Source organism: Kitasatospora sp. NPDC058115 (assembly GCF_042884635.1).
Classification (GTDB): domain Bacteria; phylum Actinomycetota; class Actinomycetes; order Streptomycetales; family Streptomycetaceae; genus Kitasatospora.
In genome coordinates this window covers 37,213-63,060 of record NZ_JBHVTL010000003.1, presented here as the reverse complement: position 1 = coordinate 63,060, position 25,848 = coordinate 37,213, and the positions used below count along the sequence as shown (strand labels likewise).

Annotated in this window: 27 protein-coding genes and 1 other RNA gene; 13 read left to right on the top strand and 15 right to left on the bottom strand. The window is 76.0% G+C overall.

The window, feature by feature from the left end:
- Positions 1-139 precede the first annotated feature (139 nt).
- Together ACFVVL_RS03895 and ACFVVL_RS03890 are read left to right on the top strand one after the other, a co-directional pair.
- Positions 140-913, top strand: a complete 774-nt coding sequence (locus ACFVVL_RS03895) for a class I SAM-dependent methyltransferase (RefSeq protein WP_380291901.1) — start codon at positions 140-142, stop codon at positions 911-913.
- The gene (locus tag ACFVVL_RS03890) at positions 910-1,992 is read left to right on the top strand and encodes a prenyltransferase (protein ID WP_387671182.1); all 1,083 of its coding nucleotides are present in this window, start codon (positions 910-912) and stop codon (positions 1,990-1,992) included. The genes ACFVVL_RS03895 and ACFVVL_RS03890 overlap by 4 nt, the downstream gene beginning before the upstream one ends.
- 122 nt (positions 1,993-2,114) lie before the next feature.
- On the opposite strand, the gene ACFVVL_RS03885 is transcribed toward ACFVVL_RS03890, so the two are convergent.
- The 5 genes from ACFVVL_RS03885 to ACFVVL_RS03865 all read right to left on the bottom strand — a co-directional run bounded on the left by ACFVVL_RS03885 (position 2,115) and on the right by ACFVVL_RS03865 (position 8,152).
- Positions 2,115-3,047 (bottom strand): hypothetical protein, encoded by a 933-nt coding sequence (locus ACFVVL_RS03885; protein ID WP_387671180.1) that lies wholly within the window; start codon positions 3,045-3,047, stop codon positions 2,115-2,117.
- 251 nt (positions 3,048-3,298) lie between these two features.
- Positions 3,299-4,420: an N-acetylmuramoyl-L-alanine amidase gene (locus tag ACFVVL_RS03880; RefSeq protein ID WP_387671178.1), complete on the bottom strand. Its 1,122-nt coding sequence runs from the start codon at positions 4,418-4,420 to the stop codon at positions 3,299-3,301.
- 7 nt (positions 4,421-4,427) lie between these two features.
- Positions 4,428-5,705 carry a hypothetical protein gene (locus ACFVVL_RS03875; protein WP_387671177.1) on the bottom strand — a complete coding sequence of 426 codons (1,278 nt, stop codon included), beginning with the start codon at positions 5,703-5,705 and terminating at the stop codon, positions 4,428-4,430.
- Positions 5,706-5,913: 208 nt separating this feature from the next.
- Positions 5,914-6,570, bottom strand: a complete 657-nt coding sequence (locus ACFVVL_RS03870) for a class I SAM-dependent methyltransferase (protein ID WP_380291892.1) — start codon at positions 6,568-6,570, stop codon at positions 5,914-5,916.
- Positions 6,571-6,781: 211 nt separating this feature from the next.
- Complete coding sequence (locus ACFVVL_RS03865) at positions 6,782-8,152, bottom strand: M48 family metallopeptidase (RefSeq protein WP_387671175.1); 1,371 nt, start codon at positions 8,150-8,152, stop codon at positions 6,782-6,784.
- A 159-nt stretch (positions 8,153-8,311) separates the two neighbouring features.
- Here ACFVVL_RS03865 and ACFVVL_RS03860 point away from each other — a divergent pair, with 159 nt between their 5' ends.
- On the top strand, positions 8,312-9,388 hold the full coding sequence (locus ACFVVL_RS03860) for an alcohol dehydrogenase catalytic domain-containing protein (protein WP_387671173.1): 1,077 nt from the start codon (positions 8,312-8,314) through the stop codon (positions 9,386-9,388).
- A gap of 61 nt (positions 9,389-9,449) precedes the next feature.
- Here ACFVVL_RS03860 and ACFVVL_RS03855 read toward each other — a convergent pair whose 3' ends face one another.
- Complete coding sequence (locus ACFVVL_RS03855; RefSeq protein WP_380422771.1) at positions 9,450-9,626, bottom strand: hypothetical protein; 177 nt, start codon at positions 9,624-9,626, stop codon at positions 9,450-9,452.
- Between the two features lie 244 nt (positions 9,627-9,870).
- Positions 9,871-11,886 carry an alpha/beta fold hydrolase gene (locus tag ACFVVL_RS03850; RefSeq protein WP_387671171.1) on the bottom strand — a complete coding sequence of 672 codons (2,016 nt, stop codon included), beginning with the start codon at positions 11,884-11,886 and terminating at the stop codon, positions 9,871-9,873.
- 546 nt (positions 11,887-12,432) lie between these two features.
- Between ACFVVL_RS03850 and ACFVVL_RS03845 the strand changes: the two genes are divergently transcribed.
- Genes ACFVVL_RS03845 through ACFVVL_RS03835 form a run of 3 tightly spaced genes read left to right on the top strand, consistent with a single transcriptional unit; the run spans position 12,433 to position 15,195 of the window.
- Entirely contained in the window at positions 12,433-13,269 is an 837-nt protein-coding gene (locus tag ACFVVL_RS03845) for a Nif3-like dinuclear metal center hexameric protein (RefSeq protein WP_380295137.1), read from the top strand.
- Positions 13,270-13,292: 23 nt separating this feature from the next.
- A complete protein-coding gene (locus ACFVVL_RS03840; protein WP_387671169.1) occupies positions 13,293-14,036 on the top strand; it encodes a zinc ribbon domain-containing protein in 744 nt (247 codons plus the stop codon).
- 10 nt (positions 14,037-14,046) lie between these two features.
- Positions 14,047-15,195 (top strand): bifunctional RNase H/acid phosphatase, encoded by a 1,149-nt coding sequence (locus ACFVVL_RS03835; RefSeq protein WP_380295141.1) that lies wholly within the window; start codon positions 14,047-14,049, stop codon positions 15,193-15,195.
- A 48-nt stretch (positions 15,196-15,243) separates the two neighbouring features.
- On the opposite strand, the gene yaaA is transcribed toward ACFVVL_RS03835, so the two are convergent.
- Complete coding sequence (gene yaaA, locus ACFVVL_RS03830) at positions 15,244-16,029, bottom strand: peroxide stress protein YaaA (RefSeq protein WP_387671423.1); 786 nt, start codon at positions 16,027-16,029, stop codon at positions 15,244-15,246.
- A 210-nt stretch (positions 16,030-16,239) separates the two neighbouring features.
- Here yaaA and ACFVVL_RS03825 point away from each other — a divergent pair, with 210 nt between their 5' ends.
- Together ACFVVL_RS03825 and rnpB are read left to right on the top strand one after the other, a co-directional pair.
- On the top strand, positions 16,240-17,739 hold the full coding sequence (locus tag ACFVVL_RS03825; protein WP_380295143.1) for an MFS transporter: 1,500 nt from the start codon (positions 16,240-16,242) through the stop codon (positions 17,737-17,739).
- Positions 17,740-17,752: 13 nt separating this feature from the next.
- An RNA gene (gene rnpB / locus ACFVVL_RS03820) (RNase P RNA component class A) lies at positions 17,753-18,151 on the top strand.
- Between the two features lie 65 nt (positions 18,152-18,216).
- Here rnpB and ACFVVL_RS03815 read toward each other — a convergent pair.
- Together ACFVVL_RS03815 and ACFVVL_RS03810 are read right to left on the bottom strand one after the other, a co-directional pair.
- The gene (locus tag ACFVVL_RS03815) at positions 18,217-18,474 is read right to left on the bottom strand and encodes a Prokaryotic metallothionein (RefSeq protein WP_380295144.1); all 258 of its coding nucleotides are present in this window, start codon (positions 18,472-18,474) and stop codon (positions 18,217-18,219) included.
- Between the two features lie 106 nt (positions 18,475-18,580).
- Positions 18,581-18,997, bottom strand: a complete 417-nt coding sequence (locus tag ACFVVL_RS03810; RefSeq protein WP_387671166.1) for an ACT domain-containing protein — start codon at positions 18,995-18,997, stop codon at positions 18,581-18,583.
- A gap of 180 nt (positions 18,998-19,177) precedes the next feature.
- On the opposite strand from ACFVVL_RS03810, the gene ACFVVL_RS03805 reads away from it, so the two are divergent.
- Positions 19,178-19,834: a PadR family transcriptional regulator gene (locus ACFVVL_RS03805; RefSeq protein ID WP_380295148.1), complete on the top strand. Its 657-nt coding sequence runs from the start codon at positions 19,178-19,180 to the stop codon at positions 19,832-19,834.
- Between the two features lie 33 nt (positions 19,835-19,867).
- Here ACFVVL_RS03805 and ACFVVL_RS03800 read toward each other — a convergent pair whose 3' ends face one another.
- Entirely contained in the window at positions 19,868-20,065 is a 198-nt protein-coding gene (locus ACFVVL_RS03800; RefSeq protein ID WP_380295150.1) for a hypothetical protein, read from the bottom strand.
- A gap of 29 nt (positions 20,066-20,094) precedes the next feature.
- A complete protein-coding gene (locus ACFVVL_RS03795; RefSeq protein ID WP_380295152.1) occupies positions 20,095-20,325 on the bottom strand; it encodes a hypothetical protein in 231 nt (76 codons plus the stop codon).
- Between the two features lie 406 nt (positions 20,326-20,731).
- On the opposite strand from ACFVVL_RS03795, the gene ACFVVL_RS03790 reads away from it, so the two are divergent.
- A complete protein-coding gene (locus tag ACFVVL_RS03790; RefSeq protein ID WP_380295154.1) occupies positions 20,732-21,433 on the top strand; it encodes a bifunctional DNA primase/polymerase in 702 nt (233 codons plus the stop codon).
- A gap of 66 nt (positions 21,434-21,499) precedes the next feature.
- Here the strand turns inward: ACFVVL_RS03790 and map are convergent, their stop codons facing one another.
- Entirely contained in the window at positions 21,500-22,345 is an 846-nt protein-coding gene (map, locus tag ACFVVL_RS03785; RefSeq protein ID WP_380295156.1) for a type I methionyl aminopeptidase, read from the bottom strand.
- 157 nt (positions 22,346-22,502) lie between these two features.
- Between map and ACFVVL_RS03780 the strand changes: the two genes are divergently transcribed.
- Positions 22,503-22,736, top strand: coding sequence for a hypothetical protein (locus ACFVVL_RS03780; protein ID WP_380295158.1), 234 nt, complete (start codon positions 22,503-22,505; stop codon positions 22,734-22,736).
- A gap of 16 nt (positions 22,737-22,752) precedes the next feature.
- On the opposite strand, the gene ACFVVL_RS03775 is transcribed toward ACFVVL_RS03780, so the two are convergent.
- Together ACFVVL_RS03775 and ACFVVL_RS03770 are read right to left on the bottom strand one after the other, a co-directional pair.
- Positions 22,753-24,117, bottom strand: a complete 1,365-nt coding sequence (locus ACFVVL_RS03775) for an MFS transporter (RefSeq protein ID WP_387671162.1) — start codon at positions 24,115-24,117, stop codon at positions 22,753-22,755.
- Positions 24,118-24,214: 97 nt separating this feature from the next.
- Entirely contained in the window at positions 24,215-24,811 is a 597-nt protein-coding gene (locus tag ACFVVL_RS03770; protein WP_387671161.1) for a hypothetical protein, read from the bottom strand.
- Positions 24,812-24,857: 46 nt separating this feature from the next.
- Here ACFVVL_RS03770 and npdG point away from each other — a divergent pair, with 46 nt between their 5' ends.
- Positions 24,858-25,550, top strand: a complete 693-nt coding sequence (npdG, locus tag ACFVVL_RS03765; protein WP_380295164.1) for an NADPH-dependent F420 reductase — start codon at positions 24,858-24,860, stop codon at positions 25,548-25,550.
- A 109-nt stretch (positions 25,551-25,659) separates the two neighbouring features.
- Entirely contained in the window at positions 25,660-25,845 is a 186-nt protein-coding gene (locus ACFVVL_RS03760) for a hypothetical protein (protein WP_380295165.1), read from the top strand.
- Positions 25,846-25,848 lie beyond the last annotated feature (3 nt).

Genomic DNA, 25,848 nt, shown 5'->3' with positions numbered 1-25,848 from the left:
ACCGGTGGGCCGGCCGGCCCACCGCACCCGCCGGCGGTGGTGCGCGCCGCCCCGCCCGCCCCGGGCCCGCGCCGTGCGCCCCGCGCTTTCTCTGACCCGGCGTCAGGGACCTTGGGTACCGAAGGAATGGGAGTCCGCAGTGCTGACCGTTGATTTCTCGCGCTTCCCGCTCGCCCCCGGCGACCGGGTGCTCGACCTGGGCTGCGGCGGGGGGCGGCACGCGTTCGAGTGCTACCGGCGTGGGGCCGACGTGATCGCCCTCGACCAGAACGCCGAGGAGATCGCCGAGGTCAGGAAGTGGTTCGCCGCCATGGAGCAGGCCGGCGAGGCACCCGAGGGCGCGTCCGCGGTCGCGATGGAGGGCAACGCGCTGGCCCTGCCGTTCGAGGACGGCCACTTCGACCGGATCATCATCTCCGAGGTGATGGAGCACATCCCGGACGACAGGGGCGTGCTCGCCGAGATGTTCCGGGTCCTCAAGCCCGGCGGGCTGCTCGCCGTCACCGTGCCGCGCTGGCTGCCCGAGAAGATCTGCTGGGCGCTCTCCGACGAGTACCACGAGGTCGAGGGCGGCCACATCCGGATCTACCGCGGCGACGAACTGCTCGACAAGCTCAAGGACGCCGGCCTGGAGCCGTACGGCACCCACCACGCGCACGCGCTGCACTCGCCGTACTGGTGGATCAAGTGCGCGGTCGGCGTGAACAACGACAAGGCGCTGCCGGTCAAGGCGTACCACCAGCTGCTGGTCTGGGACATCGTCGGCACCCCCGTGATCAGCACCCTCACCAAGGCCGCCGAGCGGGCGCTCAACCCGGTCATCGGCAAGAGCTTCGTCGCCTACGCGTCCAAGCCCCACCGGACCGCGGAGCGCGGCGGCACGGCGGACCGGGCAGCGGGCGGGGCGGAGTGACCGCCGCCGTCCCGGAGGTCCTGCTGCTCGACGGGGTGCTCGACGCCGAGCAGGCCGCCGGCACCGTCCGCAGCATCCTCGCCGAGCAGCAGCCCGACGGCGCCGTCCCGTGGTTCCGCGGCCACCACCTCGACCCCTGGGACCACACCGAGGCGGCGATGGCGCTGGACACCGCCGGCGAGCACGCCGCCGCCGAGGCCGCCTACCGCTGGCTGGCCGCGCGTCAGAACCCGGACGGCTCCTGGTACGCCGGCTACGCCTACGGGCAGCCCGGCCACGCCGACGGCGCGGTCTGCAACGCCGCCAAGGAGACCAACTTCTGCGCCTACGTGGCCGTCGGCGTCTGGCACCACCACCTCTCCACCGGCGACGACGCCTTCCTGGAGTGGATCTGGCCGACCGTCCGGCGCGCGCTGGACTTCATCGTCGCCCAACGGCTGCCCGGGGGCCCGATCGCCTGGCGGGTCGACGAGCACGGCGCCGCCACGGACGAGGCGCTGCTCACCGGCTCGTCCAGCATCCTGCACGCGCTGCGCTGCGGACTGGCCGTCGCCGACTACCTGGAGGAGCCGCAGCCCGACTGGGAGCTCGCGGCCGGCCGGCTGCGGCACGCCGTCACCCACCACCCCGAGCGGTTCCTCGACAAGGACCGCTACTCGATGGACTGGTACTACCCGGTGCTCGGCACCGCGCTGCGCGGCCCGGCCGCGCTGGAGCGGATCGCCCGGGACTGGGACCGCTTCGTCGTCCCCGGCCTCGGCGTGCGCTGCGTCAGCGACCGGCCCTGGGTGACCGGCGGCGAGAGCGCCGAGCTGGCCATGGCGCTCTGGGCGGTCGGCGAGTCCGACCGCGCGGTGGACATCCTGCGCTGGATCCAGAAGCACCTGCGGCACGAGGACGGCTCGTACTGGACCGGGTACGTCTTCGAGGACGACGCCATCTGGCCCGAGGAGCGCACCACCTGGACGGCGGGGGCGCTGCTGCTGGCGGTCGCGGCGCTCGGCGGCGACCCGGCGACGGTGGCGGTGTTCGGCGGCGAGGAGCTGCCGGCCGGGCTGGTGGTCCAGGACTGCTGCTGAGCGGGGACGGAGCTCCGCGGCGGGTACGCCGAAGGGGCGGGACCGGAGGAATCCGGTCCCGCCCCTTCGGCGTCGGGGGCGTGCGCCCACGGTGTGCGTCGCGCTTCGCGCGCCCTGCGGGGTCAGCCGCGCTGGATGCCCGAGGTGTCGGCCAGCACGCCCTGGGTGCCGTCCTGCAGCTGGGCGACCAGCGCGGTGCCGCGCTGCTCGACCGCCAGGTACCAGGTGCCCGGGACGAGCTCGCCGACCGGCGCGCCGGCCGGGCCGTCCTTCGGGGCCAGCTGGCGCGGCGCCGGGACGGCGAACCAGAACGGCGCGAAGTCGGCCGCGGGGGCCGGCTGCGGCTGGGCGGACTGCTGGGCGGCGGCCTGGCGGGCGGCCTCGGCCTCGGCGGCCTGCGCGGCCGCGGCCTGCTGGGCGGCGACGTCCTGCGGCTGGCCCGGGGCCTGCGCGCCGGGCTGGCCGGGCTGGCCCGCGACCGGGTAGCCGTAGCCGCCGGACTGACCGGGGGCGGGGTAGCCGTAGTGGCCCTGCGGGCCGGGCTGGCCGGGCTGGCCCGGGGCCGGGTACCCGCCGGGCTGGAAGGCGGCCGGGGCGGCCGGGCGGTCGGTGACCAGCGGGGTCTTGAGCACGGGGATCAGCTGACCGCCGGCGGCCGCACCGGCCAGCACGATCAGCGCGATGACGGCGAGCCAGGCGCCGATGCCGTGGTCGATGCCCTCCAGGCCGCCGCCGAGCGACCAGAGCGCGGCCCAGAGCGCGGCCACCGAGAAGGCGATGCCCCACTGGTCCAGGCGCAGGCCGAGGATCTGGCGGTTCGCGGCCGCCTGGCCCTGGAAGCGCTGGACCAGGATCAGGGCGGCGGCGAGGATGCCGAGCAGGAAGACCGAGGGCAGCACGGGGAACAGGACGCTGTCCCAGGCGTTCGTCGAGGTGTCGCCGCAGTACTTGCCCTTGCAGTCGACGGTCCAGTAGGGCAGGAAGGAGGCGATGAAGAGCAGGACGGCCGCACCTGCGACGGCGGCGTCTCCCTTGGTGAGAGCGCGCAGATTCACTAACGTTCCCCTCGTTGGTGTGTCGTGGTCGGCGGTTTTCGTTCCGGCGCTCGGCCGGTGTGGTGTCGGCGCCCGTCCGGTCCGCTGACCGGCCGGAAAACCCCGAACGGACCAGAAGCCTAGGGCCAACGGCTGCGCGGGTGCACGGCAGGGCACGGGAATGGGGCGAAGTCGTTGCAAACCACGCGGTTCCGACCCCTTCCGCCGGGCCCGCCGGACTCCGCCAGGCTCCGCCGGGCCCCGGCGGCCTCCTACCGGGTGGTCAGGAACGCCGTCAGCGCGTCGGCGATCCCCTGGGCGGCCTGCTGGCGCCACTGAGGATCCGTCATCCGGCGGGCGTCCGCCGGGTTGCGCATGTTACCGCACTCGATGAACACCTTGGGGACCGTCGAGAGGTTCAGTCCGCCGAGGTCCGAGCGGGTGTCCAGGCCCTGGTTCGCGGTGTAGTCGGCGTAGGGCTCGCCGGTCGCCGCGTGGAAGTTCTCGCGCAGCAGCAGGCCGAGCCGGTGCGAGGGGCCGACGATCGCGGCGGTGTCCGCTGTGCCCGCGACCACCCTGGCGGGCATGATCACGTGGAAGCCGCTGCCGCTCGCCGGGCCGCCGTCGCCGTGCACCGAGACCGCCGCGTCGGCGTGGGCGGTGTTGCCGATCCGGGCGCGCTCGTCGATGCACGGGCCCCAGGACCGGTCGCCGTCGTGGACCAGGACCACGGTGGCGCCCCGTGCGGCGAGGATCGCCCGGGCGCGGTGGACGACGTCGAGCGAGTACTCGGCCTCGGTGTAGCCGGCGTTGGTGGCGGTGCCGGTGGTGTCGCACTCCTTGCGGGCGTTGCCGATGTCGACCTTGCGGTTGATGTCGGTGGTGTGGGCGGAGTTCCCGGTGTTGTGGCCCGGGTCGAGCAGGACGGTGCGGCCGGTGAGGGTGGTGGCCGTGGCGGCGCCGGGGGCCGGGGCCGGGAACGCGGGGTGGGCGGGGGCGGCGCTCGTGCCGGGGGCCGGCGTTCCGGTCGTCGTGCCGCTCGTCGGGCCGCTCGTCGTCGCGCTCGCCGTGCCGGGGGCGGCCGGTGCGGGGCCCGCGGCCGTCGCGGAGGCGGCGGGGGAGGTGGAGGCGGCGGACGGCGCGCTCGGGTCGGGGCTGCCGACGGCCTGCCAGCCGAGCCAGCCGGCCAGGCCGAGCGGGGCCAGGACGCCGGCCACCGTCGCGGTGCGCCGCAGCGCGGAGCGCCGGCGCGGGGCGGCGGGGGCGTCGGCCGGGACCGCCGGGTCCGGCGGCTCGATCGCCCCGGCGGGTTCGGCGGGGTCCGTGGGGTCTGCGGGCTCGGTGGGCTCGATCGGCTCGGCGGGTTCGGCCGGGTGGTGCGTGGTGCGCGTCACGGGTGGTTCAGATCCGGTCCTGGGTACGGGCGGTGAGTCCGAACTGGTCGGCGATCACCTTCCACTTCGTCACGAAGTCCTTCTTGGCCTGGGTGGCCTGGGGGTTGAGCTCGTCGGCGCGCTTCTTGTCGGCGGTGTTCGGCGCGGCGCCCGAGCAGCCCTGGTTGGCGACCGTACGGGCCCAGCTCGCGTACGCCCGGTCGATGTCGGCGGACAGCTGCCAGGCGGACTTCAGCGACTGGACGGCGTCCGCGCCGCCCGGCAGGTCGGTGACGCTCAGCGTGGCCAGCTTGGTGAGGAGCTGGTCGCGCTGCTTGGCGCCGCTGTCGAAGGTCTGCGCGGCGGACTCGATGTCGGGCTTGGCCGGGCAGCTGTTCACCTTGGCGACCGCGCTGCCGATCGGGGCCTTGGCGCTCTCGCCCTGGGTGAGCAGCTCGTCCAGCGCCTTGGCCTGGGACTGCGCGTTGGGCCCGCCGGTGGTCTCGGTCGGGGTGGGGGTCGCGCTCGCCGGCGCGGTGTCGGAGGCGGTCGGGGCCGGTGCGCCCGAACCGTTGGGGGCCGGGGCGGGCGGCGGGTTCCCGGACGCGTCGCCGGTGCCGGTGGCGGCGGGGGACGGGGTGGCGGGGCCGGCCTGGTCGGTGGTGGAACCCGTGTCCCGGACCGCCCAGAGGATGCCGCCGCCCAGGGCCAGCACGAAGAGCAGCGCGAAGGCGATCAGCAGCGGAGCGCGCCGGTTGCGGGGGCCGTCCTCGTCGTCGTACTCCGGCCGGCCGGCCGGGTAGGGGGGCTGGGGGTAGTCCGGCCGGCCGTAGGGGGCCGCGCGGTCGTAACCGGACGGGTCGTAGCCGGGCTGCTCGTAGCCGGACGGGTCGTGACCGGGCTGCTCGTAACCGGGCCGGGGGTGGCCGGGGTGGCCGTACGGGGCCTGGGCGCCGTACCCCTGCTGGGGCGGGGGCGGGAAGGCGGCCTGCTGCGGGGGCTGCGCGCCGTAGGACGGGCCGCCGCCCGGGGCGGCCTGCGGGAACGCCGGGGCGGTCCGGGGCGGCAGCGGGCCGGGCGCGGCGGGCTGCGGCGCCACCGGCTGCGGGATGACGGCCGTCGGGGCGTCGTCGGCGGGCGGTCCGGCCGGTGACTGCGGGGGGCGCGGCGGTGCGGCGGGAGCGGTCGGGGGTTCGGCGGGGGCCGACGGGGCGGAGGGCTGCTGGGGACCGCGCACCCAGCCGCCCGCCCCGCCCCGGGCGGTCGGGTCCCAGACCGCCGGAGCGGTGTTCTGCTGGTCCGTCATCTGTGCTGGCCCCCACGGTCGGCCCGGGTGCGCTCCGCCCGGATGCTCTGCTGGTGTCATGCGGCCGTGCCGCGCTCGCGGGCGTCCGCGACCGCGCGGACACCGTACCGTTCGCGCCCCCGCCCGGCAGCCCCGGCACGACGTTAGAGCATCTGTGATCGCGCGTGGGAGCGGCCGGCAGATTCCGGACACCCGCCCGGGCCGGGGCTCAGCCGGCGGTGCGGCGGCGCAGGACGCGCAGCGAGCCGGTCACCGAGACCTCCTCGAAGCCTTCGGCCAGCGCCCGCAGGTACACCCGGTACGGCGCCTGGCCGCCGTCCGCCGGGTCGGGAAAGACGTCGTGGACCACCAGCAGGCCCTCGGGCGCCAGGTGCGGCGCCCAGCCCTCGTAGTCGGCGGTGGCGTGCTCGTCGGTGTGGCCGCCGTCGATGAAGACCAGGGCGAGCCGCCCGCCCCACAGGGCCGCGATCTGCGGCGAGCGGCCGACCAGGGCGACCACGTGCTCCTCCAGGCCGGCCGCGTGCAGGGTGCGGCGGAACCGGGGGAGGGTGTCCATCCGGCCGACCTCCGGGTCGACCAGCGTCGGGTCGTGGTACTCCCAGCCGGGCTGCTGCTCCTCGGAGCCGCGGTGGTGGTCGACGGTCAGCGCCACCGTGCCGGCCTCCCGGGCGGCGTCGGCCAGCAGGATCGCGGAGCGGCCGCAGTAGGTGCCGATCTCCAGCACGGGCAACCCGGTCCGGCGCGCGGCGGTCACGGCGGCGGCGTACAGCGCGAGGCCCTCGTCGACGGGCATGAACCCGGTCGCTCCCTCGAACGCGGCCAGCACCTCGGGCCGGGGCCGCGTGGTTTCCAGGAGGTCGGACATGGTGCTGCTCCTCGACGGGTGGTCCAGTGTTCCCTGCTCGCCGTCGGACCCTACTCGACGGTACGCCCCCGCCCCCGAGCCCGCCCCCACCCGGTTCGCCGCACGGCGGACGCCGGGGCGGCGGGGGCTTCGGCGCAGGAAGTCGGCCGGTCCGACGTCCTGCTCCGGGGCGGGCGGGGGGCGGGGGCGTGGCGGGTGTCCGGGCCGCCCGTCAGCCGGCGAGGAGGGTACGGGCGACGCGGGTGCGGTGCGGGGCGAGTTCGGCGGCGACGGCGGCGGCCTCGTCCGGCGCGCAGGTGACGGCCGCCGGAAGCGGGGCCTGCCGGGCGAGCAGCGCCAGCCGCAGGTGGGTCGGCGGGTGCGAGGCGTCCACGGTGTGGCCGGCCCGCCGCGAGCGGCGGAGCAGCCGCTCGCGCTCCAGCGGCGGGATCGCGGCCAGGTGCGCGCGCAGCTGCGGCCAGAGCTCGGTGACGTCCGGTGCCGGAGCGGCCTCGCGCCGCCCGGACCGGGGCCGCGACTGGATCTCGGCGCGCAGCCGCATGGTCACCGTCCCGGTCGCCGAACCGAGCAGCAGCGTCTCCAGGGCCCCGCTCGCCGCCTCCGTGGACGCGACCCGGGCGCCCAGCCCGTCGGCCCGGTACTCGGCCTGCTGGCCGGCCCGCGCCGTGAGCCGGTCGAGCAGCAGGTACGCCCGGTACGGCACCTGGCTGACCAGGTGCAGGAAGGCGTTGCCCAGGTAGTCCCCGATCAGCGACAGCAGCGCGACCACGCCGTAGCCGCCCCGGCTCCGTTCGGCCGGCCGGGCGAGCTCGTACCAGTGCGCCAGCGCCCGCATCGCCGAGCCGAGCCACAGCCCGCGCCGGTTGTCGCCGTTGACCTGGTGGGCGATCTCGTGCCCGAGCACCGCGATCCGCTGCCGGTCGTCCAGCGCCTCCCAGAGCGGCAGGCCCACCGTGAGGACCGACGTCCGGCGCAGTCCGACGACCTCCATGCTCGCGTCGAAGTCCTCGGTGACCCGGATCGCCCCGACCGGCGGCGCCCCGAGTGCGGCGGCCACCCGGTCGGCCAGCCCGTACAGCGCGGGGGCCTCGCCGCGCTTCAGCACGTCCGTGCCGCTCGGCACCCGGCCGAGCCGCGGGCGGAGCAGGAAGGCGACGGCGAGGAGGAGCGCGCCCAGGCAGCGCAGCGGCGTGTTGCCGGTGACGAGCAGCCAGGCGGCAGCGCCCGCCACGGCGACGGTGACGGCGTGGACGGGGACGGCGAGGGCCGAGGCGGCGAGCCACTCGCGGCGGGTGGTGTCGGTGCGGCCTGCCGCGACCTCCTGGAACAGCCGCTCGGTCCGCTCGGCCGCCGCCCGTTCCCGGGCGAGGTCCTTCGGGGACCTTTCGCACTCCTCGGCGGCCTCCTCGGCGGGGACGAGGTTCCATTCGCAGGCCGGGCACCAGGCGGTGAACCGGGGGTCGGGGTCGATCGGCCCGGAGCACGCCGGGCAGGAGCGGGGACGGTCGGCGGCGGACGGCGACGGCGCGGACGGCGACGCGGGCGCGGACCCGGAGGACGGGGGAGCGGCGGGGTTGGGCACGGCGGACGATCATGCCAGTGCGCACGGACCCGGGGGAACCCTCCGGAACCATCGATTCCACTACGCCGGTGCCGGGGTGGAACGTGTTCCACTCGGCCCCGGCGCGCCGTGCCAGAATCGCCCCGACCAGCGATCCGCGACGGACCCGGGAGCAGCCCCATGCGCGCAGCCATCCTGCACACGACCGGTCAGGAGTCGCTCGACGTCCGTGACGACGTCGAGGCCGTGGGCTTCGGCCCCGGCAAGGTGCGGGTCCGGCTGCGCGCCGCCAGCCTCTGCCACTCCGACCTCTCGGCGATGAACGGCGTCCTGCCCCAGCCCGCGCCGTTCGTCCCCGGTCACGAGGGCGCCGGGGACGTCGTCGAGGTCGGCGAGGGCGTCACGGACGTCGCCGCCGGCGACCGCGTGGTGCTCTGCTGGATGGCGCCCTGCGGCCGGTGCGCGCACTGCGAGCGCGGCCGCTCGCACCTCTGCGTGGCCAGCCTGCGGCGCCTCGGTACGCCCAACTTCCGCTACGGCGGGGGCGAGGCGTCCGGGTTCTACGGCACCGGCACCTTCGCCGAGGAGGTGGTGGTCGAGCGCGACGCCGTGGTCCCGGTGCCCGCCGACCTCCCCTACGACCTGGCCGCGCTGATCGGCTGCGGCGTGACCACCGGCATCGGCGCGGCCGTCCACACCGCCCGGGTCGAGCCGGGCGCCTCGGTCGCCGTGATCGGCGCCGGCGGGGTGGGCGTCGCGGCCGTGCAGGGCGCCCGGGTCTGCGGCGCGGGCCGGATCGCCGTGGTCGACCCGGTGGTCTCCCGCCGGGAGCGGGCGCTGGCCTTCGGCGCGACCGAGGCGCTGGCGCCCGAGGAGCTCAAGGCGGTGGCGAAGGGCCTGCCCGGCGGCGGTTTCGACTACGTCTTCGAGGCGGTCGGCTGCTCGGCCACCGTCCGGGCCGGGTACGGCGCCGCCCGGCGCGGGGGCGCGGTCGTGGTGATCGGCGCCGGGGCGCAGGACGACCTCGCGAGCTTCAGCATGGGCGAGCTGTTCTTCAACGAGAAGCGGCTGCTGCCCTCGCTCTACGGCGGCGCGCCGCTCACGCGCACCGTCGCGCTGGTGGTGGAGCTGTGGCGGGCCGGGCGGATCGACCTCGCCGGGATGATCACGCACCGGGTGGCGCTGGCCGACGTCAACGAGGCGCTCGCGCAGATGCGCGGCGGCGAGGCGCTGCGGACGGTGGTGACGCCGGGCTGACGCCCGGCCGGACGGCCGCGGGGCCCGCCGGACGCTCCGGCGGGCCCCACGGCGCGGTCGCTCAGCCCCGGCCGGCCGCGTCGGCGGCGCGGTGGCGGCCGTGCGGGTCGGCCTCGGGGCGGTCGTCGGCGGCGGACCGGCCGCGGTGGCGGCCGTGCGACGCGGTGTCCTCGGCCGTCTTCTCGTCGGCGTCGGTCCCGGCGACGGGTCCGGTGGTGTCGGTGAGGGTGTCGGACATCAGAATCGTCTTTTCCTTGCGAGGGTGCAGGTGGTTCGGCGCCCGGCCGGCACGTCGCGGGCGCGGTCGGGGCGTGGCCGGTGATCGCGGCCCGTACTCCGGCCGCCACCTTAACCGCCGGAGCGGGCGAGATCCTATCGAGATCATGACGGCCGTCCGGGGAGCGGCGCGGCCCCGAACGGGCGCGGATCCGCAGGTGGATCCGGCGTTCCCGCCCGGTGCCCGGACGCCCCGACGCCCGGTGCTACCCGGGCCGGCCGGTGCGCAGGAACGTGGCGAGGAGCTCGTGCAGCACCGCGCCGCCCTCCTCGGCGAGCACCTCGTGCCCGGCCCCCGCCGCCTCGACGTAGCGGAAGTCGCTCCCCTCCGCGCGCCCGATCCGCAGCAACTCGTGCCGCAGCGCACGGGACTGGCTCACCGGGACCACCTCGTCCCGGTCGCCGTGCACGACCAGCAGCGGCGCGCCGATCCGGTGCACGAGCTGGAGCACGTCGCGCGGCCCCCGGGCGTCCTCGATCGGCTCGCCGCCGCCCAGCCGGGTGGTCAACGCCCGTACCGGGGCCGAGGCTTCGGCCAGCAGCCGGGCGCCGGACAGGAACGGGGCGACGACCGCGCAGCGCGTCAGCTGCTCGGCCGGCGCGTGCGCCGCCGCCAGCAGGGCGAGGAACGCGCCGTAGCTGACCCCGAACAGGGCCGGCGGCTCCAGGCCGAGCGCCGCGCGCTGACCGGCGACGGCCTCCAGCAGGTGCAGCACGTCGTCGAGGTCCGGCCCGCCCCAGGAGCCCCGGACGGCCATCGCGTGCGCCAACCCGTAGCCGGTGGAGCCGCGTTGGTTCGGCGCGAGCACGGCCAGGCCCTCGGCCGCCATCCGCTGCAGGGCCGGGTCGAACTCCAGCCGCCAGGCGTCGGCCGGCCCGCCGTGCAGCGCCAGCACCAGGTGCGGGCTGCTCAGCCACCCGTCCCCGCCGTACACCACTGCCTCCAACGGCCCGGCCGGTCCCGCGAGTTCGAGACTCTGCGCGGGCTGCCAGCGGCCGCCGTCACCGGGCGCGGCGGAGCCGTCCAGTCGCCAACCACGCGGCGGTGCGGAGGAGTTGACGCGCCCGACGGTGCCCGGGCGCCAGGGCAGGACGGTGTCCCGCCACGGGCCGGGCAGGCCGGAGCCGAGCGGTGCCAGCTGCAGCGGCAGCGGAACCGGGACCGGACCGGACGCGGTGGCGGCCGGGTCGTGCGCCAGCAGCGCGTCCACGTCCAGGGTGGCGAGCCCGGCCGGGTGGTCGGGCGCCGAGTACGGCATCCGCAGCCCGCCCGCCGACCAGTGGCCCACCGCGCCGAGCCGCCCCGGCGGGACAGGCAGCGGGTCCAGCCGGCCGGCGGCCGGCTGCCACAGCGCGAGCGAGCAGCCCGCGCCGTGGTCGACCTGGAGGGCCACCCGGACCCCCTCCGGGCCCGGACGCAGGGCCACCGGTCGCAGGAACATGCCCGCGACGTGCAGCGCGTCCGGGAACCGCAGCGGTCGGCCGCCGCCCAGCACGCCCCAGCCGATCCGGTCGGCGCCGGGGGCGTCGCTGCGCACCATCGCGAACCGGCTGTCCGGGTCGAACAGCACCAGCCGGTCGTTGCTGCGCCCGCCGATCTCCAGCAGCGGGGTGACGGTGCCGGTGCGCAGGTCCAGCGCCACGGTGCGCACGAGGCCGTCGCCCACCCGGTCGAGCGCCAGCAGCGCGCCGCAGTGGTCCAGCCAGACGCCGCCGCCGTACAGGCCCGGGATCCCGGCGATCTGCTGCGGCGCGGAGCCGTCGGCGCGCACCAGCCAGACGGTGGTGGCCGGCCGGGTGTCGCTGCCCAGCGCCAGCGCGACCGGCGCCCCGGGGCCGGACGGCGCGCCCGCCGGGAGCGGCAGCAGGCGCAGGCCCGGCATCCGCAGGGTGGCCGGCGGGCGCTCGACGGCGACGGGCCGGCCGTCGGGGCCGTCGGCGGCGTGGAGCGTCACCAGGTCGTGCCGCTCGCCGTCGTGCCGGCAGAGCAGCACCGACCCGTCCGGAAGGGCGACCGGCTGGGAGCACGGGCTCTCGAAGCGGGGCCCCGGCAGGCGCAGCGCGGTCGGGACGGCCGGACCGTCCTGCGGGAGGCGCCAGCTCTCCGCGTACCAGCCGCCGTCGGAGGCGGAGGCGAGGCAGGCGGCGTGGCTGCCGTCGGCGGCGAAGGTGAAGCCGGTCCGGCGCAGGGCCCGGGTGGCGGTGCGGGCGGCCACGGTCATGCCGTCACCCGCCCCGTCGGGTGCGGGTGCGGGTGCGGCGCCGGCCGCGCCGGGTCCGTTCCGCCGGCCGTCCGCGCCGTCCGCGTCGTCCGCAGCGATGTGCCCGCCCCCATCCGCCACCACATCCCTTCGTCCGGTGCCGGCGCGCCCCGCCGGTCCCCACTGCGCCGGTGCCGGCGGTGTCGTCGCCGGGCCCGGCGGAGCGCCCTCCGGACCCCGGTCGGACAACTCCCGTTCGCGGAAGTGAAGTTACGTTCGGTAGTGGGGCGTGCTCAATCCGAAGCCGGTCACTTCACTCGTAAGGGTGATCCGCTCGCCGTTCCGCCCGCCCGCGAACGGGCCGGTGTGCGCGGCGCACGCCCCGCCGTCCCGTGCGAACCGCCCCCGGGCCCGGCCGGACGGGCCCGCGCCGCCCGCCCGCGCACACCGCGCCGCAGGTTGACGCGCAGCCGTACGCCCCGGACCGCCGTGCCGGGGCGGGCGCCGGGGGTCCCGCGGGGCAACCGCGCGGACCGCCGTCCCCCGCGCGCACGGTAGTCTCGACAGGTGCCGAAACTGTCCGACGTCATCACCGCCCTCGAAGAGCTGTACCCGCCGCAGTGGGCGGAGTCCTGGGACGCCGTCGGCCTGGTCTGCGGGGACCCTCAGGCCGAGGTCCGTCGCGTGCTGTTCGCCGTCGACCCCGTGCAGGCGGTCGTCGACGAGGCCGTCGAGTGGGGGGCCGACCTGGTGGTCACCCATCACCCGCTGTACCTGCGCGGCACCACCAGCGTCGCCGCGACCACCTTCAAGGGCCGCGTCGTGCACACCCTGATTCGCCACGGGATCGCCCTGCACGTGGCGCACACCAACGCCGACCACGCCGACCCGGGCGTCTCGGACGCGCTCGCCCGGGCGGTCGGCGTGACCGTCACCGGCCCGCTCGTCCCGGACCCGACCGACCCGCTGGGCCGGCGCGGCACCGGGCGGGTCGGCCTGCTGGAGCCCCCGCTGACCCTCGCCGTGTTCGCCGCGAACGTCGCGAAGGGGCTGCCGGCCACCGCCGCCGGCGTGCGGGTCTCCGGTGACCCGAACCGCCTGGTCAGCCGGGTCGCGGTCTGCGGCGGCTCCGGCGACAGCCTGTTCGCCGAGGTGCGCGCGGCCGGTGTGGACGCCTACCTGACCGCCGACCTGCGCCACCACCCGGCCTCCGAGGCCGCCGAGGCGGCACCGGTCGCCCTGGTCGACGCCGCGCACTGGGCCACCGAGTGGCCGTGGCTGCCGCTGGCCGAGCGGGCGCTGCACGGCGCCGCCGAGAAGCACGGCTGGACCGTGGAGACCCGGGTCTCCCGCACGGTCACCGACCCGTGGACCGCGCACGCCCCCATGTCCTTCCCCGCCTGACCCGATTCACAGGAGCTCTCCGCTTGAACGCCGCGCCCGCCGACCAGATCCGCCTGCTCGACCTCCAGGCCATCGACTCCAAGCTCGACCAGCTGGCCCACCGGCGGCGCAGCCTGCCCGAGCATGCCGAGATCGACAAGGTCACCGCCGACCACACCGCCCTCAAGGACCTGGTGGTCGCCGCCCAGGCCCAGCACGGCGACACCACCCGCGAGCTCACCAAGGCCGAGCAGGACGTGGAGCAGGTCCGCAGCCGGGCCGCCCGCAACCAGCAGCGCCTGGACTCCGGTGCGATCACCTCGCCCAAGGACCTGGAGAACCTCCAGCACGAGATCGGCTCGCTGGCCAAGCGCCAGGGCGACCTGGAGGACGTCGTGCTGGAGATCATGGAGCGGCTGGAGTCCGCCCAGACCCGGGTCACCGAGCTGGGCGCGCGCCTGGAGCACTCCACCGTCGTGCTGACCGAGGCCGAGGCCCGCCGGGACGCCGCGTACGCCGAGATCGACGCCGAGGCCGAGAAGGTCCGGCGCGACCGCGAGGCCGTCGCCGCCGTCATCCCGGCCGACCTCATGAAGCTCTACGGCAAGCTGCGCGAGACCCAGGGCGGCGTCGGCGCGGCCCGGCTGTACCAGCGTCGCTGCGAGGGCTGCCGCACCGAGTTCTCGATCACCGAGCTCAACTCCATCAAGGCCGAGCCGGCCGACAAGGTGGTCCGCTGCGAGAACTGCTCGCGGATCCTGGTCCGCACCGCCGACTCCGGCGTCTGAGCCGGTGGCGGTGCGCAGGCTCGTCGTCGAGGCGGACGGCGGCTCCCGGGGCAACCCGGGGCCGGCCGGCTACGGCGCGGTGGTCCGCGACGGCGACACCGGGCGGATCCTCGCCGAGGCGGCGGAGTTCATCGGCCACGCGACCAACAACGTGGCCGAGTACAAGGGGCTGATCGCCGGGCTGCGCGCGGCCCGGGAGATCGACCCGGACGCCGCGGTGGACGTCCGGATGGACTCCAAGCTGGTCGTCGAGCAGATGTCCGGCCGCTGGAAGATCAAGCACCCGGACATGCAGCCGCTCGCCGCCGAGGCCCGTGAGGTCTTCCCGCGCGGCCGGGTCCAGTACTCCTGGATCCCGCGCGAGAAGAACAAGGAGGCCGACCGGCTCGCCAACGAGGCGATGGACGCGGGCAAGGCCGGCCGCCCGTGGGAGCCCCGGCCCGCCGCCGCGTCCGGACCGGCCGCCGCGCCCCTCGCCGAGGAACCGCTGGAGACCGCCGCGCCCAAGGCGGGCTGGGCGGCCCCGGCGGACCTCGGCACCCCGACCACGCTCGTCCTGCTCCGGCACGGCGAGACGCACCTCACCCCGGAGAAGCGGTTCTCCGGCAGCGGCGGCACCGACCCGGAGCTCTCCGAGAAGGGCCGCTGGCAGGCCGAGCGGGCCGCCGAGGCGCTGGCCGCGCGCGGCTCGATCCAGGCCGTGGTGGCCTCGCCGATGCGGCGCACCCGGCAGACCGCGGAGACCGTCGCCGCCCGGCTGGGCCTCGACGTCCGCTACGAGGAGGGGCTGCGCGAGGTCGACTTCGGGGCCTGGGAGGGGCTGACCTTCGCCGAGGTGCGGGAGCGCCACCCGGAGGACCTCACCGCCTGGCTCGGCTCCACCAAGGTCCGGCCGACCGGGGGCGGCGAGAGCTTCGCCACCCTCACCCACCGGGTCGGGGTGGCCCGGGACAAGGTCCTCGCCCGCCACCCGGGGAAGACCGTGCTGGTGGTCTCGCACGTCAGCCCGATCAAGACGCTGGTCCGGCTGGCGCTCGGCGCCCCGCCGGACGCGCTGTACCGGATGGAGCTGTCCGCCGCCTCGCTCTGCGCCGTCCAGTACTACGCGGACGGCAACGCCTCGCTGCGGCTGCTCAACGACACCGGGCACCTGCGCTGACGGCCGCCGGGGCCGGCCGGACCGGCCGGCCCCGGCGCTCCGCCGTGCTCAGTGCACGTCGGTGACCACCACGTCCAGCTGCCACGGCTTGCGCGCGGTGCCCTCGGCCGCGACCTCCACCCGGTGGCCGAGGCCGGTCAGCGCGTCCAGCAGCTCGCCCGGCGTCTTCGGCTCGGCGCCCGCCACCAGCAGGTCGCGGACCAGCCGCCCCTTGGTGGCCTTGTTGAAGTGGCTGACGACGGTCCGCCGGCCGTCCCGCTCCTGGAGCACCCGTACGGTCGCCGTCCGGGAGACCACCTCGCCGGCCGGCTTCCAGGCCGCCGCGTAGACGGAGGAGCGCAGGTCCAGCACCAGGCCGTCGGCCGCCTGCGGCAGCACGTCCGCCATCGCCCGCCGCCAGAACGCGCCGAGCGCCCCGGGGCCGGGGAGTTTCACCCCCATCGAGCAGCGGTAGGGCGGGATCCGGTCGCCGATCCGCACCGCGCCCCAGAGGCCGGAGAACACCAGCAGGCTGCGCTCGGCCCGGCCGTACGCGGCCTCGTCCAGCGTCGCCAGCCCGAGGTTGTCGAACAGCACCCCGGTGTACACCTGCCCGGCCGGGAGCGCCCCCGCCGTCGGCAGCCCGGCGTTGCGGGCCACCTCGCCACGCAGGCCCGGGCTCAGCCCGAGCACCTCGGCGGCGGTGTCCTCGTCCCCGCGGCACAGCGTGACCAGCGCCTCCAGCACCTCCGCCCGCGCCGCCGTCAGCCCGGGCAGCGACAGCCCGCCGAGCGCCACCGGCACGCCGTCTCCGGACGCGGCCTTCCCCTCCGAGGGCGGCAACAGCACCAGCACGACGGACTCCTCCACACTCCGGGCCACGGGACCACGCCACCCTACGCAACCCACCCCCACCTCGGAAAACGGCCGGCCGCCGGCGCCCGGCCGGCCCGTTCGCCCCGGTGCGGCGCGCGCTCCCCGGGCGCTGAAGCCGCCGGTGGGCGCGCCACCCGGACGGGTTGCTCCGCCACCGCCCGGCGACCGCCCGGGTGGGAGGATCGATCCGTGTCCGATGCGACCCCCCTGAGCCCGCCGTCCACCGATCCCGGGCGGCGCCGCCGGCAGCTCGTCCTGGCGATCTGCTGCCTGAGCCTGTTCATCGTCGGGCTCGACAACACCGTGGTGAACATCGCCCTCCCGCAGATCCAGCGGGACCTCGACGCCCCCGCCTCCGGCCTGCAGTGGATCATCGACGCCTACACGCTGGTGCTGGCCTCGCTGCTGATGCTGTTCGGCTCGCTGGCCGACCGCCTCGGGCGCCGTCGGGTGTTCCAGACCGGCCTGCTGGTGTTCGTGCTCGGCTCGCTGCTCTGCAGCCTGGCACCCGGTCTGGGCTGGCTGGTCGCGTTCCGGGCGGTGCAGGCGGTGGGCGGCTCGATGCTCAACCCGGTGGCGATGTCGATCATCACCAACACCTTCACCGAGCCGCGCGAGCGGGCCCGGGCGATCGGCGTCTGGGGCGGGGTGGTCGGCATCTCGATGGCGCTCGGGCCGCTGCTCGGCGGCTTCCTGGTGCACGCCGCGGGCTGGCCGGCGATCTTCCTGATCAACGTTCCGGTCGGCCTGCTGGCCTTCCTGCTGACCGCCCGGTACGTGCCCGAGTCGCGCGCGCCCCGGGCCCGCCGGCCGGACCCGGTGGGGCAGCTGCTGATGATGGTGCTGCTCGGCTGCGGCACCGGCGCGATCATCGAGGGCCCGGCGCACGGCTGGACGTCCCCGCTGATCCTCGGCCTGGCCGCGGCGGCGCTCGCCGCGCTGGTCGCCTTCCCGCTCTGGGAGCGACGGGTCGCCGAGCCGCTGGTCGACCCGAGGTTCTTCGGCAGCGCGCCGTTCACCGGCGCCACGGTGACGGCGGTCTGCGCCTTCGCCTCGCTGGGCGGATTCCTCTTCCTGAACACCCTCTACCTCCAGGACGTCCGCGGCTACAGCCCGATGGAGGCCGGTCTGTGGACGCTGCCGATGGCCGGGATGATGCTGGTCTGCGCGCCGCTCTCGGGCCGGATCGTCGGCGCCCGCGGGCCCCGGGTGCCGCTGGTGCTGGCCGGCCTCGGCCTGGTCGCCAGCGGGCTGCTGCTGACCCGGCTGGCCGCGGACTCCCCGCCGGGCCTGCTGCTGGCCGCGTACGGGCTGTTCGGCTTCGGCTTCGGCTTCGTGAACGCGCCGATCACCAACGCCGCCGTCTCCGGCATGCCGCGCGCCCAGGCGGGGGTGGCGGCGGCCGTGGCCTCCACCAGCCGGCAGGTCGGCCAGTCGCTCGGCGTCGCGGTGATCGGCACCGTGGTCACCTCCTCGGTGGTCGGCACGGTCGCCTCCGGCTTCGCCCCGGCGAGCCACGCGGGCTGGTACATCGTGGCGGCCCTGGGCGCCACGATCGGGATCCTCGGCCTGGTCACCACCTCCGCCTGGGGGACCGCCACCGCCACCCGGGTGGCCGCCCGCCTCGGCGGCGATCCGCCGCTGACCCGCCCCGGAGTACGGGACGCCCCGCCCGAGCGGCTACCATGACCACTACGGCGGAAGAGCCGGCCGGGCGGCCGCGACGGGTCCTCAGGACCCGCCGAGGAACGTCCGGGCTCCACAGAGCAGGGTGGTGGGTAACGCCCACCCGGGGTGACCCGCGGGACAGTGCCACAGAAAACAGACCGCCCGCCGCTTCGGCGACGGGTAAGGGTGAAACGGTGGTGTAAGAGACCACCAGCGACCGGGGTGACCCGGCCGGCTCGGTAAACCCCACCTGGAGCAAGGTCAAGATCGGCGCCCCAGGGCGCCGTGCGCGGATGCTTGAGGGCTGCTCGCCCGAGTCCGCGGGTGGACCGCACGAGGCTGTCGGCAACGGCAGCCCTAGATGGATGGCCGTCTCCCCGGGCCGCGTGAGCAACCCGGGTGACAGAACCCGGCGTACAGGCCGACTCTTCCGCCCCTTCCCCTTCGGCCGGGTGACACCACCCGGCCGGGGGGTTCCGTCGTTCCGGGGGCGCCGGATCAGCCCGGGTGGGCGCCGACGGCGTCGCGGACCTGGGAGCCCAGGCCGCCGTTGACCCGGGCGCAGTTGGCGCAGCAGAAGAACATGCCGGCCACCTCGACGCCGTGGCCGACGATCCGGACGTTGCAGTGCTCGCAGCGCGGGGCGAGCTTCTCCATCGCGCACTCGAAGCTGTCGAAGGTGTAGACGTCGCCGGTGACCGTCTTGATCTCGAAGGCGAGCCAGTAGTCGTTGCCGCAGGTGACGCAGATGGCCATGGCGGCGCACTTCCTTCCGGGCGGAGGGGAGGGGCCGGGCGGGGGTGCCCGGCCCCTCCAGTCTCCGAGCCGCCCGGCGGGGCGGCCACCCGGCGCGTCCGGCCGGTCAGACGGTGCGGGCGGTGCGCGCGGCGCGGGCCGAGAGGTCCTCCAGGGCGCGCAGGGCGCGCTCGGCGTCGTCGGCGGCGACGAACAGGTGGTCGTGGTGGTAGCCGGCCAGCACGTTGCAGCTGATCCCCTCCTCGGCCAGCCGGGTGGCGACGGCGGCGGTGAGGCCGACGGCCTCCAGCGCCGAGTGGATCCGCAGGGTGATCCAGGCGGCCACGTACGCGTAGGGCAGACCGAGCGCGTCGGCCTCCTCCTGGGCGACCACCACCGTCACCCCCTCGGGTTCGGCCACGGTGGCCACCGGCCGCAGTCCGGCGGGCAGCCTGGTGGGCAGCGTGCAGTAGACGTACCGCCCCGGGTTGAGCTGGGGGCGCAGGTCGCGCAGCAGTGTCGCGAGGTCTCGTTCTCCGGCCATGCCCCGCACCGTAGCGTCCGGGCGCCGCGACGCGCCGCAGGCCGGACCGGAATCCGTTGACGGCCGACAGTCACCGATATATCGTCGAGTTATCGGGACAGTGATACGACTGTTCGTTCCGATCGTCTGTTCATCGTCGACGGGGCCGCCCCGGAGCGGCCCGAACGGGAGGTGGGTGCGATGCGCCCAGGACGATTCCGTGGCGAGTCGGGCCCCGGCGGGTGCCGCCCGGGGCCGGAGTTCGCCGGGATGCCCGGCGAGTACCACGAGGGCCGGGGGGCGTTCGGTCCCTTCGGCCCGCCGCCGTTCGGCGGGCCGGGCGGACGGCAGGGTCCGCCGTGGGGCCGGGGCGGCTTCGGCGGCCCGCCGTGGGTCCGCGGTGGCCGGCGCGGCGGGCGGGCCCGGCGCGGGGACGTGCGCGCCTCGCTGCTGGCGCTGCTCAAGGAACGGCCGATGCACGGCTACGAGATGATCGCCGAGATCGCCGAGCGGTCCGGCGGGGCGTGGCGGCCGAGCCCCGGTTCGGTCTACCCGACCCTCCAGCTGCTGGAGGAGGAGGGCCTGGTCACGGCGGAGGAGACCGGCGGCAAGCGGCTGGTCTCGCTCACCGGGGCCGGCCGGGCCGAGGCCGAGGCCGGGCCGGACGAGCCGTGGGCGGAGGCCGGCCAGGAGATCGACTGGGCCGCGGTCCAGGAGGTCGGCCAGGCGCTCGGCGCCGTGGACCACGCCGTCCGGCAGGTCATGACGACGGGCAACGAGGCGCAGCGGGCCAAGGGCCTGGAGGTGCTCAACGAGGCCCGCAAGAAGCTCTACCTGATCCTCGCCGAGGACGCCTGACCGGGTGGACGGCGGCGGACGGCGGTGCGCCGCTCAGGAGCGGACGGCGAACAGCCCCACGCACACGAGCAGCAGCACCGACCAGCCGAACCAGAGCCAGCCGTCGGGGCCGAGCACCGCGCTGTAGAGGCTGACCACCACCAGCAGGACGGCCGTGACCGCGGCCACCTGCCGGTTGTGGTGCGCCACCGCCTCGGCGCGCGTCCTGGGGTGCCGTACGGTTCTCGCCATCGCCGTCCTCCCGCGAGGGGAGGCGGCCGTCACCCGGAAGCGCGGGCGGTGGCCGCCTCGTCGTACTCGTAACGCCAGAACCAGCGGGCGCCCCGCTGCTGCTTGGCCCGGACGTACACCAGTGTGCGCGCCGGGGTGTCCCCGTGCGAAGGGACCGGCACGGTGTACTTCTTGGGCACGCCGTACATCGGCCCCAGCGGGACGGGGAGGATCCGGCCGTCCAGGGGGCCGCCGACGAATTCGGTGTCCGCGCTCTTCACCCCACCAGGGTCTCACCCCGCGGGGGCGGGGCGGAGGCGGTGTGGGGGCCGGGTGGCGGGAGTGTGACCGGAGAGGCACCGCCCCCGGTCATCCGGAGGGCCCGCGCACCCTTATCCTTCCTGTTACGCCCTCGGGGTCCACCCGGGTCAGCGGGCCCGTACGGGCCGGGCGAGGCGCACCTCACCGTGCCCCGCCGGGCCGCCGAGCCGCAGCCGTCGTGCCGCAGTGACTCCGTACCGTGACCCCGGCGTCGGCCGTCCGGCTACCCCGGCTCCGGCCGGCAGGGCGCGGGAATGCAGGGCCGAGCACCACCCGGGGAAGCAGCGGGGGGCGCCGTGCGTTGCGTCGGAGTGGTACGTCGAACGCTGTGTCACACCAGGCACGGCAATGCGCGGAAGGGGCCCGATGGAATCCGGCGGCAGGTGGACGGCCTGGTGGCAGAAGCGTGACCGTGAGAGGGGCCGCCCGGCGGCCGCCGACAGCCCCGCAGCCAGACTGGACCAACTGCTCGGCGCGGTCCGCGCCGGGTTCCCGCTCGCCCCCGCGGCCCATCCGGCGGGCTACCGCTGTTCCTGTGACCGGGTCGCCTGTCCTGCTCCCGCCCAGCACCCGGTCTCCTTCGCCTGGCAGACCCAGGCGACCACCGATCCCGAGCAGCTCGCCCGCTGGCTCTCCCGCGACCCGCAGGCCAACTTCATCACCGCCACCGGCCGCGTCCACGACGTGCTGGACGTACCGGCCGAGGCCGGACGCCTCGCCCTGGAGCGGCTGGCCGCCCTCGGCGTCGAGGGTCCGGTGGCCGCCGTCGGCGAGGACCGCTACCTGTTCTTCACCGCCACCAGGGGCACCCCGGTGGACGAGGACGAGTGGTGGCCGAGCGCCCTGGACTCCACGCCGGACACCATGTCCGAGCACCCCGGCCTGCGCTGGCACTGCCGCGGCTCGTACACCCTGCTGCCGCCGGCCGCGCTGCCGGACGGCTCCGAGGTGCGCTGGCTGCGCGGCCCCGAGCTGCCGCTGCCGGACCCGCTGCGCGTCCTGGACGTGCTGACCGACGCCTGCACCGAGGTGGGCGCCGTCGCCGAGGAGCAGTGGCTCATCGGCTGACCAGCGCCCTCGACCGCACGCCCGTCTCCGGCGCGCCCCTCGGCCCGGGGCGCGCCGGAGCGGTCGTCACGGCAGGGTGAGGATCTCTGCGCCGTCCGCCGTGACGACCAGGGTGTGCTCGAACTGGGCGGTGCGCCTGCGGTCCTTGGTGACGACGGTCCAGCCGTCCGGCCAGATCTCGTAGTCGTGGGTGCCGAGGGTGAGCATCGGCTCGATGGTGAACGTCATGCCCGGCTTGATCACCTCGGTGGCCCGCTCGCTGTCGTAGTGCGGGATGATCAGGCCGGAGTGGAACGACGTGTTGATGCCGTGCCCGGTGAAGTCCCGCACCACGCCGTAGCCGAAGCGCTTGGCGTAGGACTCGATGACGCGCCCGATCACGTTGATCCGGCGGCCGGGCTTGACCGCCTTGATCGCCCGGTCGAGCGACTCCCGGGTCCGCTCGACCAGCAGCCTGGACTCCTCGTCCACGTCGCCGACCGGGTAGGTGGCGTTGAGGTCGCCGTGCACCCCGTGGATGTAGGCGGTGGCGTCGATGTTGACGATGTCACCGTCCTGGAGGACGGTCGAGTCCGGGATGCCGTGGCAGATGACCTCGTTGATCGAGGTGCAGACCGACTTGGGGAAGCCCCGGTAGCCGAGGTCGGACGGGTAGGCGCCGTGGTCGCACATGTACGCGTGGGCGACCGCGTCCAGCGCGTCCGTGGTGACGCCGGGCGCGATCAGCGCGGCCGCCTCGGCCATCGCCCGGGCGGCGATCCCGCCGGCGATCCGCATCTTCTCGATCGTCTCGGCGGTCTGCACCTCGGGCCCGGTGTACGCCGCCGGGGCGGGCTTCCCGACGTACTCGGGGCGCGCGATGTGCGCCGGGACCTTGCGAGTGGGGGACTGGATGCCGGGTACGAGAGCCATGGCGGCGAGTCTAGTTGGCGGGCCCCGCAGGCCGTGGCCGGGCGCCGCGGCCGGGCACCGGGTGTGCGGACGGTGCCCGGGCGGGGAATGATCGGGACGACGCGACGCCGCACCGGGAACGCGAGCCACGACCCACTGACACGGAGGTGACCACACCATGCCCCTGGGATTCCGCCGCAGCAAGCCGACCGGCCGGCCCGGCGAGTGGTTCTACTGCATCAAGCACGGCAAGGTCGAGGAGGGGCCGGAGTGCCCGGCCAAGGACCGCCTCGGCCCGTACGCCACCCGGGAGGAGGCGGCGCACGCGCTGGAGACCGCCGAGCTGCGCAACCGGGAGTGGACCAACGACCCGCGCTGGAGCGACAGGCCCGCGGACCCGCCCGGGGAGTGACGGGCCGGGCGCCGGCTCAGGACGCGTCCGCCGGCGCCTGCTCCGCGGGCCCCCGCTCCGCCGCCTCCCGCAGGGCGGCCGCCCGCTCGTGCTCGGCGCGGACGGCGGCCGCGTTCGGGTCGGTGCGGTCGTCGTACGAGAGCAGCCGGGGCAACGCGGTGGCCAGTGCCAGCACGCCCACCACGCAGGCGGCGCCGCCGATCCACACCGAGGCCCGCACGCCCACCAGCCCGGCCATGCCGCCCGCCCGGACCTGGCCGAGCTGCGGCCCCACGGAGTAGCTGAGCAGTTCCACCCCGGCCATCCGCCCGCGCAGTTCGTCCGGGATCGACTGGTTCCACAGCGTGGAGCGGGCGATGCCGCTGACCTCGTCGGCGCCCCCGGCCGCGACCAGGCAGAGCAGCACCCACCAGACCGAGCCGGACAGGCCCGCCACCGCGATCGCCGCGCCCCAGCCGAGCGCGGCGGCCAGCAGCAGCCGGCCGTGCCGGTGGACCCGGGAGGTCCAGCCGCTGGTGACCGAGACGAGCAGGGCGCCGACCGCCGAGGCGGCGTACATCGGGCCGAGCGCCCAGTCGGCGTGCAGATCGGCGGCCAGGAACGGGAAGATCGCCACCGGGAAGGCGAACAGCATCGCGCAGAGGTCGATCGCGTAGGTGCCCAGCAGGTCCTTGCGGCTCCACGCGTAGCGGATCCCGGTGAGCACCGCCCGCACCGAGGGCTTCTCGGCGTCGGTCGGCGGCGGGACGGCGCGGATCCGGGCGAGCAGCAGCAACGAGGCACCGAAGGTGACGACGTCCAGCGCGTACGCGGTCTGCACCCCGGCGAAGGTCACCACGACGCCCGCCAGCGCCGGTCCCGCCACCGAACCGACGTTGCGGTAGAGGGAGTTGAGCGCGAAGGCGGCGGCCAGCTGGTCGTGCCGGACGACCCGCGGGGTCAGCGCGTCCAGCGACGGGCGCTGCAGGCCGTCGGCGGCGGCGACCAGCGCGGCCACCAGGTAGACCGGCCACAGCACCGGCGTCGGCAGCAGCGCGTTGACCAGCAGCAGCACGCTGAGCAGGCCGAGCCCGGCCTCCGCGAACAGCACCAGCCGGCGGCGGTCCAGGGCGTCGGCGAGGGCGCCGCCCCAGAGGCCGAAGACGATCAGCGGGACCAGCTCGAAGGCGCCGACCAGGCCGACCGCGAAGGAGGAGCCGGTGAGCTCCTTGATCTGCAGCGGCACGGCGACGTAGGTGAGGAAGCTGCCGAAGCTGGTGACGCAGCCGGAGAGCCAGAGCAGGCGGAAGTCCCGGGAGGAGCGCCAGGGGGAGAGGTCGGGGGCGACCGAGCGCAGCAGGGACCTCGCCCGGCCGGTCGGGGGCGCGGCGGCGTCGTTCACGAGCGACCATCCTGCGGGGCGCCCGGCCGGGCCGCAATCGATTTACCGGCCCGCCGCGCCCCCGGCCGTACCCCCGCCCCGGCCCCTGCCGCGCGCCCTACCAGCGGCTGACCGTCGGCCCCGCCGCGAGCCGCCCGGCCAGCGCCGCCAGCCGGTCCAGCGCCGCCCGCCGCGCGGGCCGCTGCCCGGCGGCGGCGCTGACCAGGTGCTGCGCCAGGTCGAACGGCTCCTCCTCGCCCGTGCCGACGGTGAGCCGCCGGTGCGCCAGCCCGGCCAGGTCGGCGGACCCGGCGCCGTCCACCGCCAGCACCGTCGCGCCGTGCCGCCGGGCGTCGTGCACCCGCTCCAGCAGCGTCCCGCCGGCCGCCGCCGGGGCGACCACCAGCACCGTCGCCCCGCGCCCGGCCCCGGTCAGCCGGCCCAGGCCGTGCGCCAGGTGCGCCGGCGCCCGCTCCGGGACCCGGTGCCGCAGCAGCGTCGGGGCCAGCCGGGGGACGGCCGACCAGGCGGCCTCGTCCTCCAGATGGGCGGCCAGGTGCCAGGGCTCGTAGGCCTCGGTGCCGACCAGCAGCAGTTCGCCCGCGCCGCGCCGGGAGACCGACCGCCGCAGCTCACCGGCGAAACCGCCGACGGCCTCCAGCCAGCCGGTGCCCTCCAACCGCTCCCGAAGTGCCGAAACTCTCACCGCGTCCATGGGCCACAGGATGACGCGGAGGCCCGGCGGTTGGCAGGATCGGGCCATGACTTCCCTCGATTCAGCGACAAACCCGGCCCACGAGCTGCCGGACGTCTCGCAGCTCGTGGTCGGTGTCCTCGGCGGCACCGGCGACCAGGGGCGGGGGCTGGCCCTGCGGCTGGCCAAGGCCGGCCAGCAGGTGATCATCGGCTCGCGCGACGCGGCCCGCGCGCAGGCCTCGGCGGACGCGATCGGCCACGGCGTGCGCGGCGCCGACAACGCCGCCACCGCCCGGGAGAGCGACATCGTGATCGTCGCGGTGCCGTGGGACGGCCACGCCGCCACGCTCACCGCGCTCCGCGAGGAGCTGGCCGGGAAGATCGTGGTGGACTGCGTCAACCCGCTCGGCTTCGACAAGCAGGGCGCCTTCGCGCTCGTCCCGCAGGAGGGCAGCGCCGCCCAGCAGGCCGCCGCCCTGCTGCCGGACTCCCGGGTGACGGCCGCCTTCCACCACCTGTCGGCGGTGCTGCTCCAGGACGAGTCGATCGAGCGGATCGACACCGACGTGATGGTGCTCGGCGAGGAGCGGGAGGCCACCGACATCGTGCAGGCGCTGGCCGGGCGGATCCCCGGCATGCGCGGCATCTTCGCGGGCCGGCTGCGCAACGCCCACCAGGTGGAGTCGCTGGTGGCGAACCTCATCTCGGTCAACCGCCGCTACAAGGCCCACGCGGGCCTGCGGATCACCGACGTCTGATCACCGACGTCCGATCACCGGCTCGCCGACCTCACCCCTGGACCCGGTCCGCAGGTGAGGTCGGCGAGAATGGGGACCGTCCGTCCACCGGCCCCAGGAGTCTGCCGCCATGCCCCGCACGTCCGTCCTCGCCTCGATCGTCGCCGTTCTCGCGCTGGCCGCCGCCGTGGTCTCGCTGGTGCAGGGCTGGTGGCTCGGCCTGATCTGGCTTCCGATGGCGGGCATCGCCAGCAACGTGCTCTGGATGAACGTGCGCCGCGAGAAGCTGGCCCGGGCGGCCGCCGAGCAGTCCTGACCC

What these genes read in the sequence shown, in the direction of transcription:
- ACFVVL_RS03875 (WP_387671177.1), bottom strand. Translation starts at nt 5,705, where the DNA reads ATGACGGACCAGCAGAACACCGCTCCGGCGGTCTGGGACCCGACCGCC.
- ACFVVL_RS03870 (WP_380291892.1), bottom strand. Translation starts at nt 6,570, where the DNA reads ATGTCCGACCTCCTGGAAACCACGCGGCCCCGGCCCGAGGTGCTGGCC.
- ACFVVL_RS03860 (WP_387671173.1), top strand. Translation starts at nt 8,312, where the DNA reads ATGCGCGCAGCCATCCTGCACACGACCGGTCAGGAGTCGCTCGACGTC.
- ACFVVL_RS03855 (WP_380422771.1), bottom strand. Translation starts at nt 9,626, where the DNA reads ATGTCCGACACCCTCACCGACACCACCGGACCCGTCGCCGGGACCGAC.
- ACFVVL_RS03850 (WP_387671171.1), bottom strand. Translation starts at nt 11,886, where the DNA reads ATGACCGTGGCCGCCCGCACCGCCACCCGGGCCCTGCGCCGGACCGGC.
- ACFVVL_RS03815 (WP_380295144.1), bottom strand. Translation starts at nt 18,474, where the DNA reads ATGGCCATCTGCGTCACCTGCGGCAACGACTACTGGCTCGCCTTCGAG.
- ACFVVL_RS03810 (WP_387671166.1), bottom strand. Translation starts at nt 18,997, where the DNA reads ATGGCCGGAGAACGAGACCTCGCGACACTGCTGCGCGACCTGCGCCCC.
- ACFVVL_RS03805 (WP_380295148.1), top strand. Translation starts at nt 19,178, where the DNA reads ATGCGCCCAGGACGATTCCGTGGCGAGTCGGGCCCCGGCGGGTGCCGC.
- ACFVVL_RS03800 (WP_380295150.1), bottom strand. Translation starts at nt 20,065, where the DNA reads ATGGCGAGAACCGTACGGCACCCCAGGACGCGCGCCGAGGCGGTGGCG.
- ACFVVL_RS03790 (WP_380295154.1), top strand. Translation starts at nt 20,732, where the DNA reads ATGGAATCCGGCGGCAGGTGGACGGCCTGGTGGCAGAAGCGTGACCGT.
- map (WP_380295156.1), bottom strand. Translation starts at nt 22,345, where the DNA reads ATGGCTCTCGTACCCGGCATCCAGTCCCCCACTCGCAAGGTCCCGGCG.
- ACFVVL_RS03780 (WP_380295158.1), top strand. Translation starts at nt 22,503, where the DNA reads ATGCCCCTGGGATTCCGCCGCAGCAAGCCGACCGGCCGGCCCGGCGAG.
- ACFVVL_RS03770 (WP_387671161.1), bottom strand. Translation starts at nt 24,811, where the DNA reads ATGGACGCGGTGAGAGTTTCGGCACTTCGGGAGCGGTTGGAGGGCACC.
- npdG (WP_380295164.1), top strand. Translation starts at nt 24,858, where the DNA reads ATGACTTCCCTCGATTCAGCGACAAACCCGGCCCACGAGCTGCCGGAC.
- ACFVVL_RS03760 (WP_380295165.1), top strand. Translation starts at nt 25,660, where the DNA reads ATGCCCCGCACGTCCGTCCTCGCCTCGATCGTCGCCGTTCTCGCGCTG.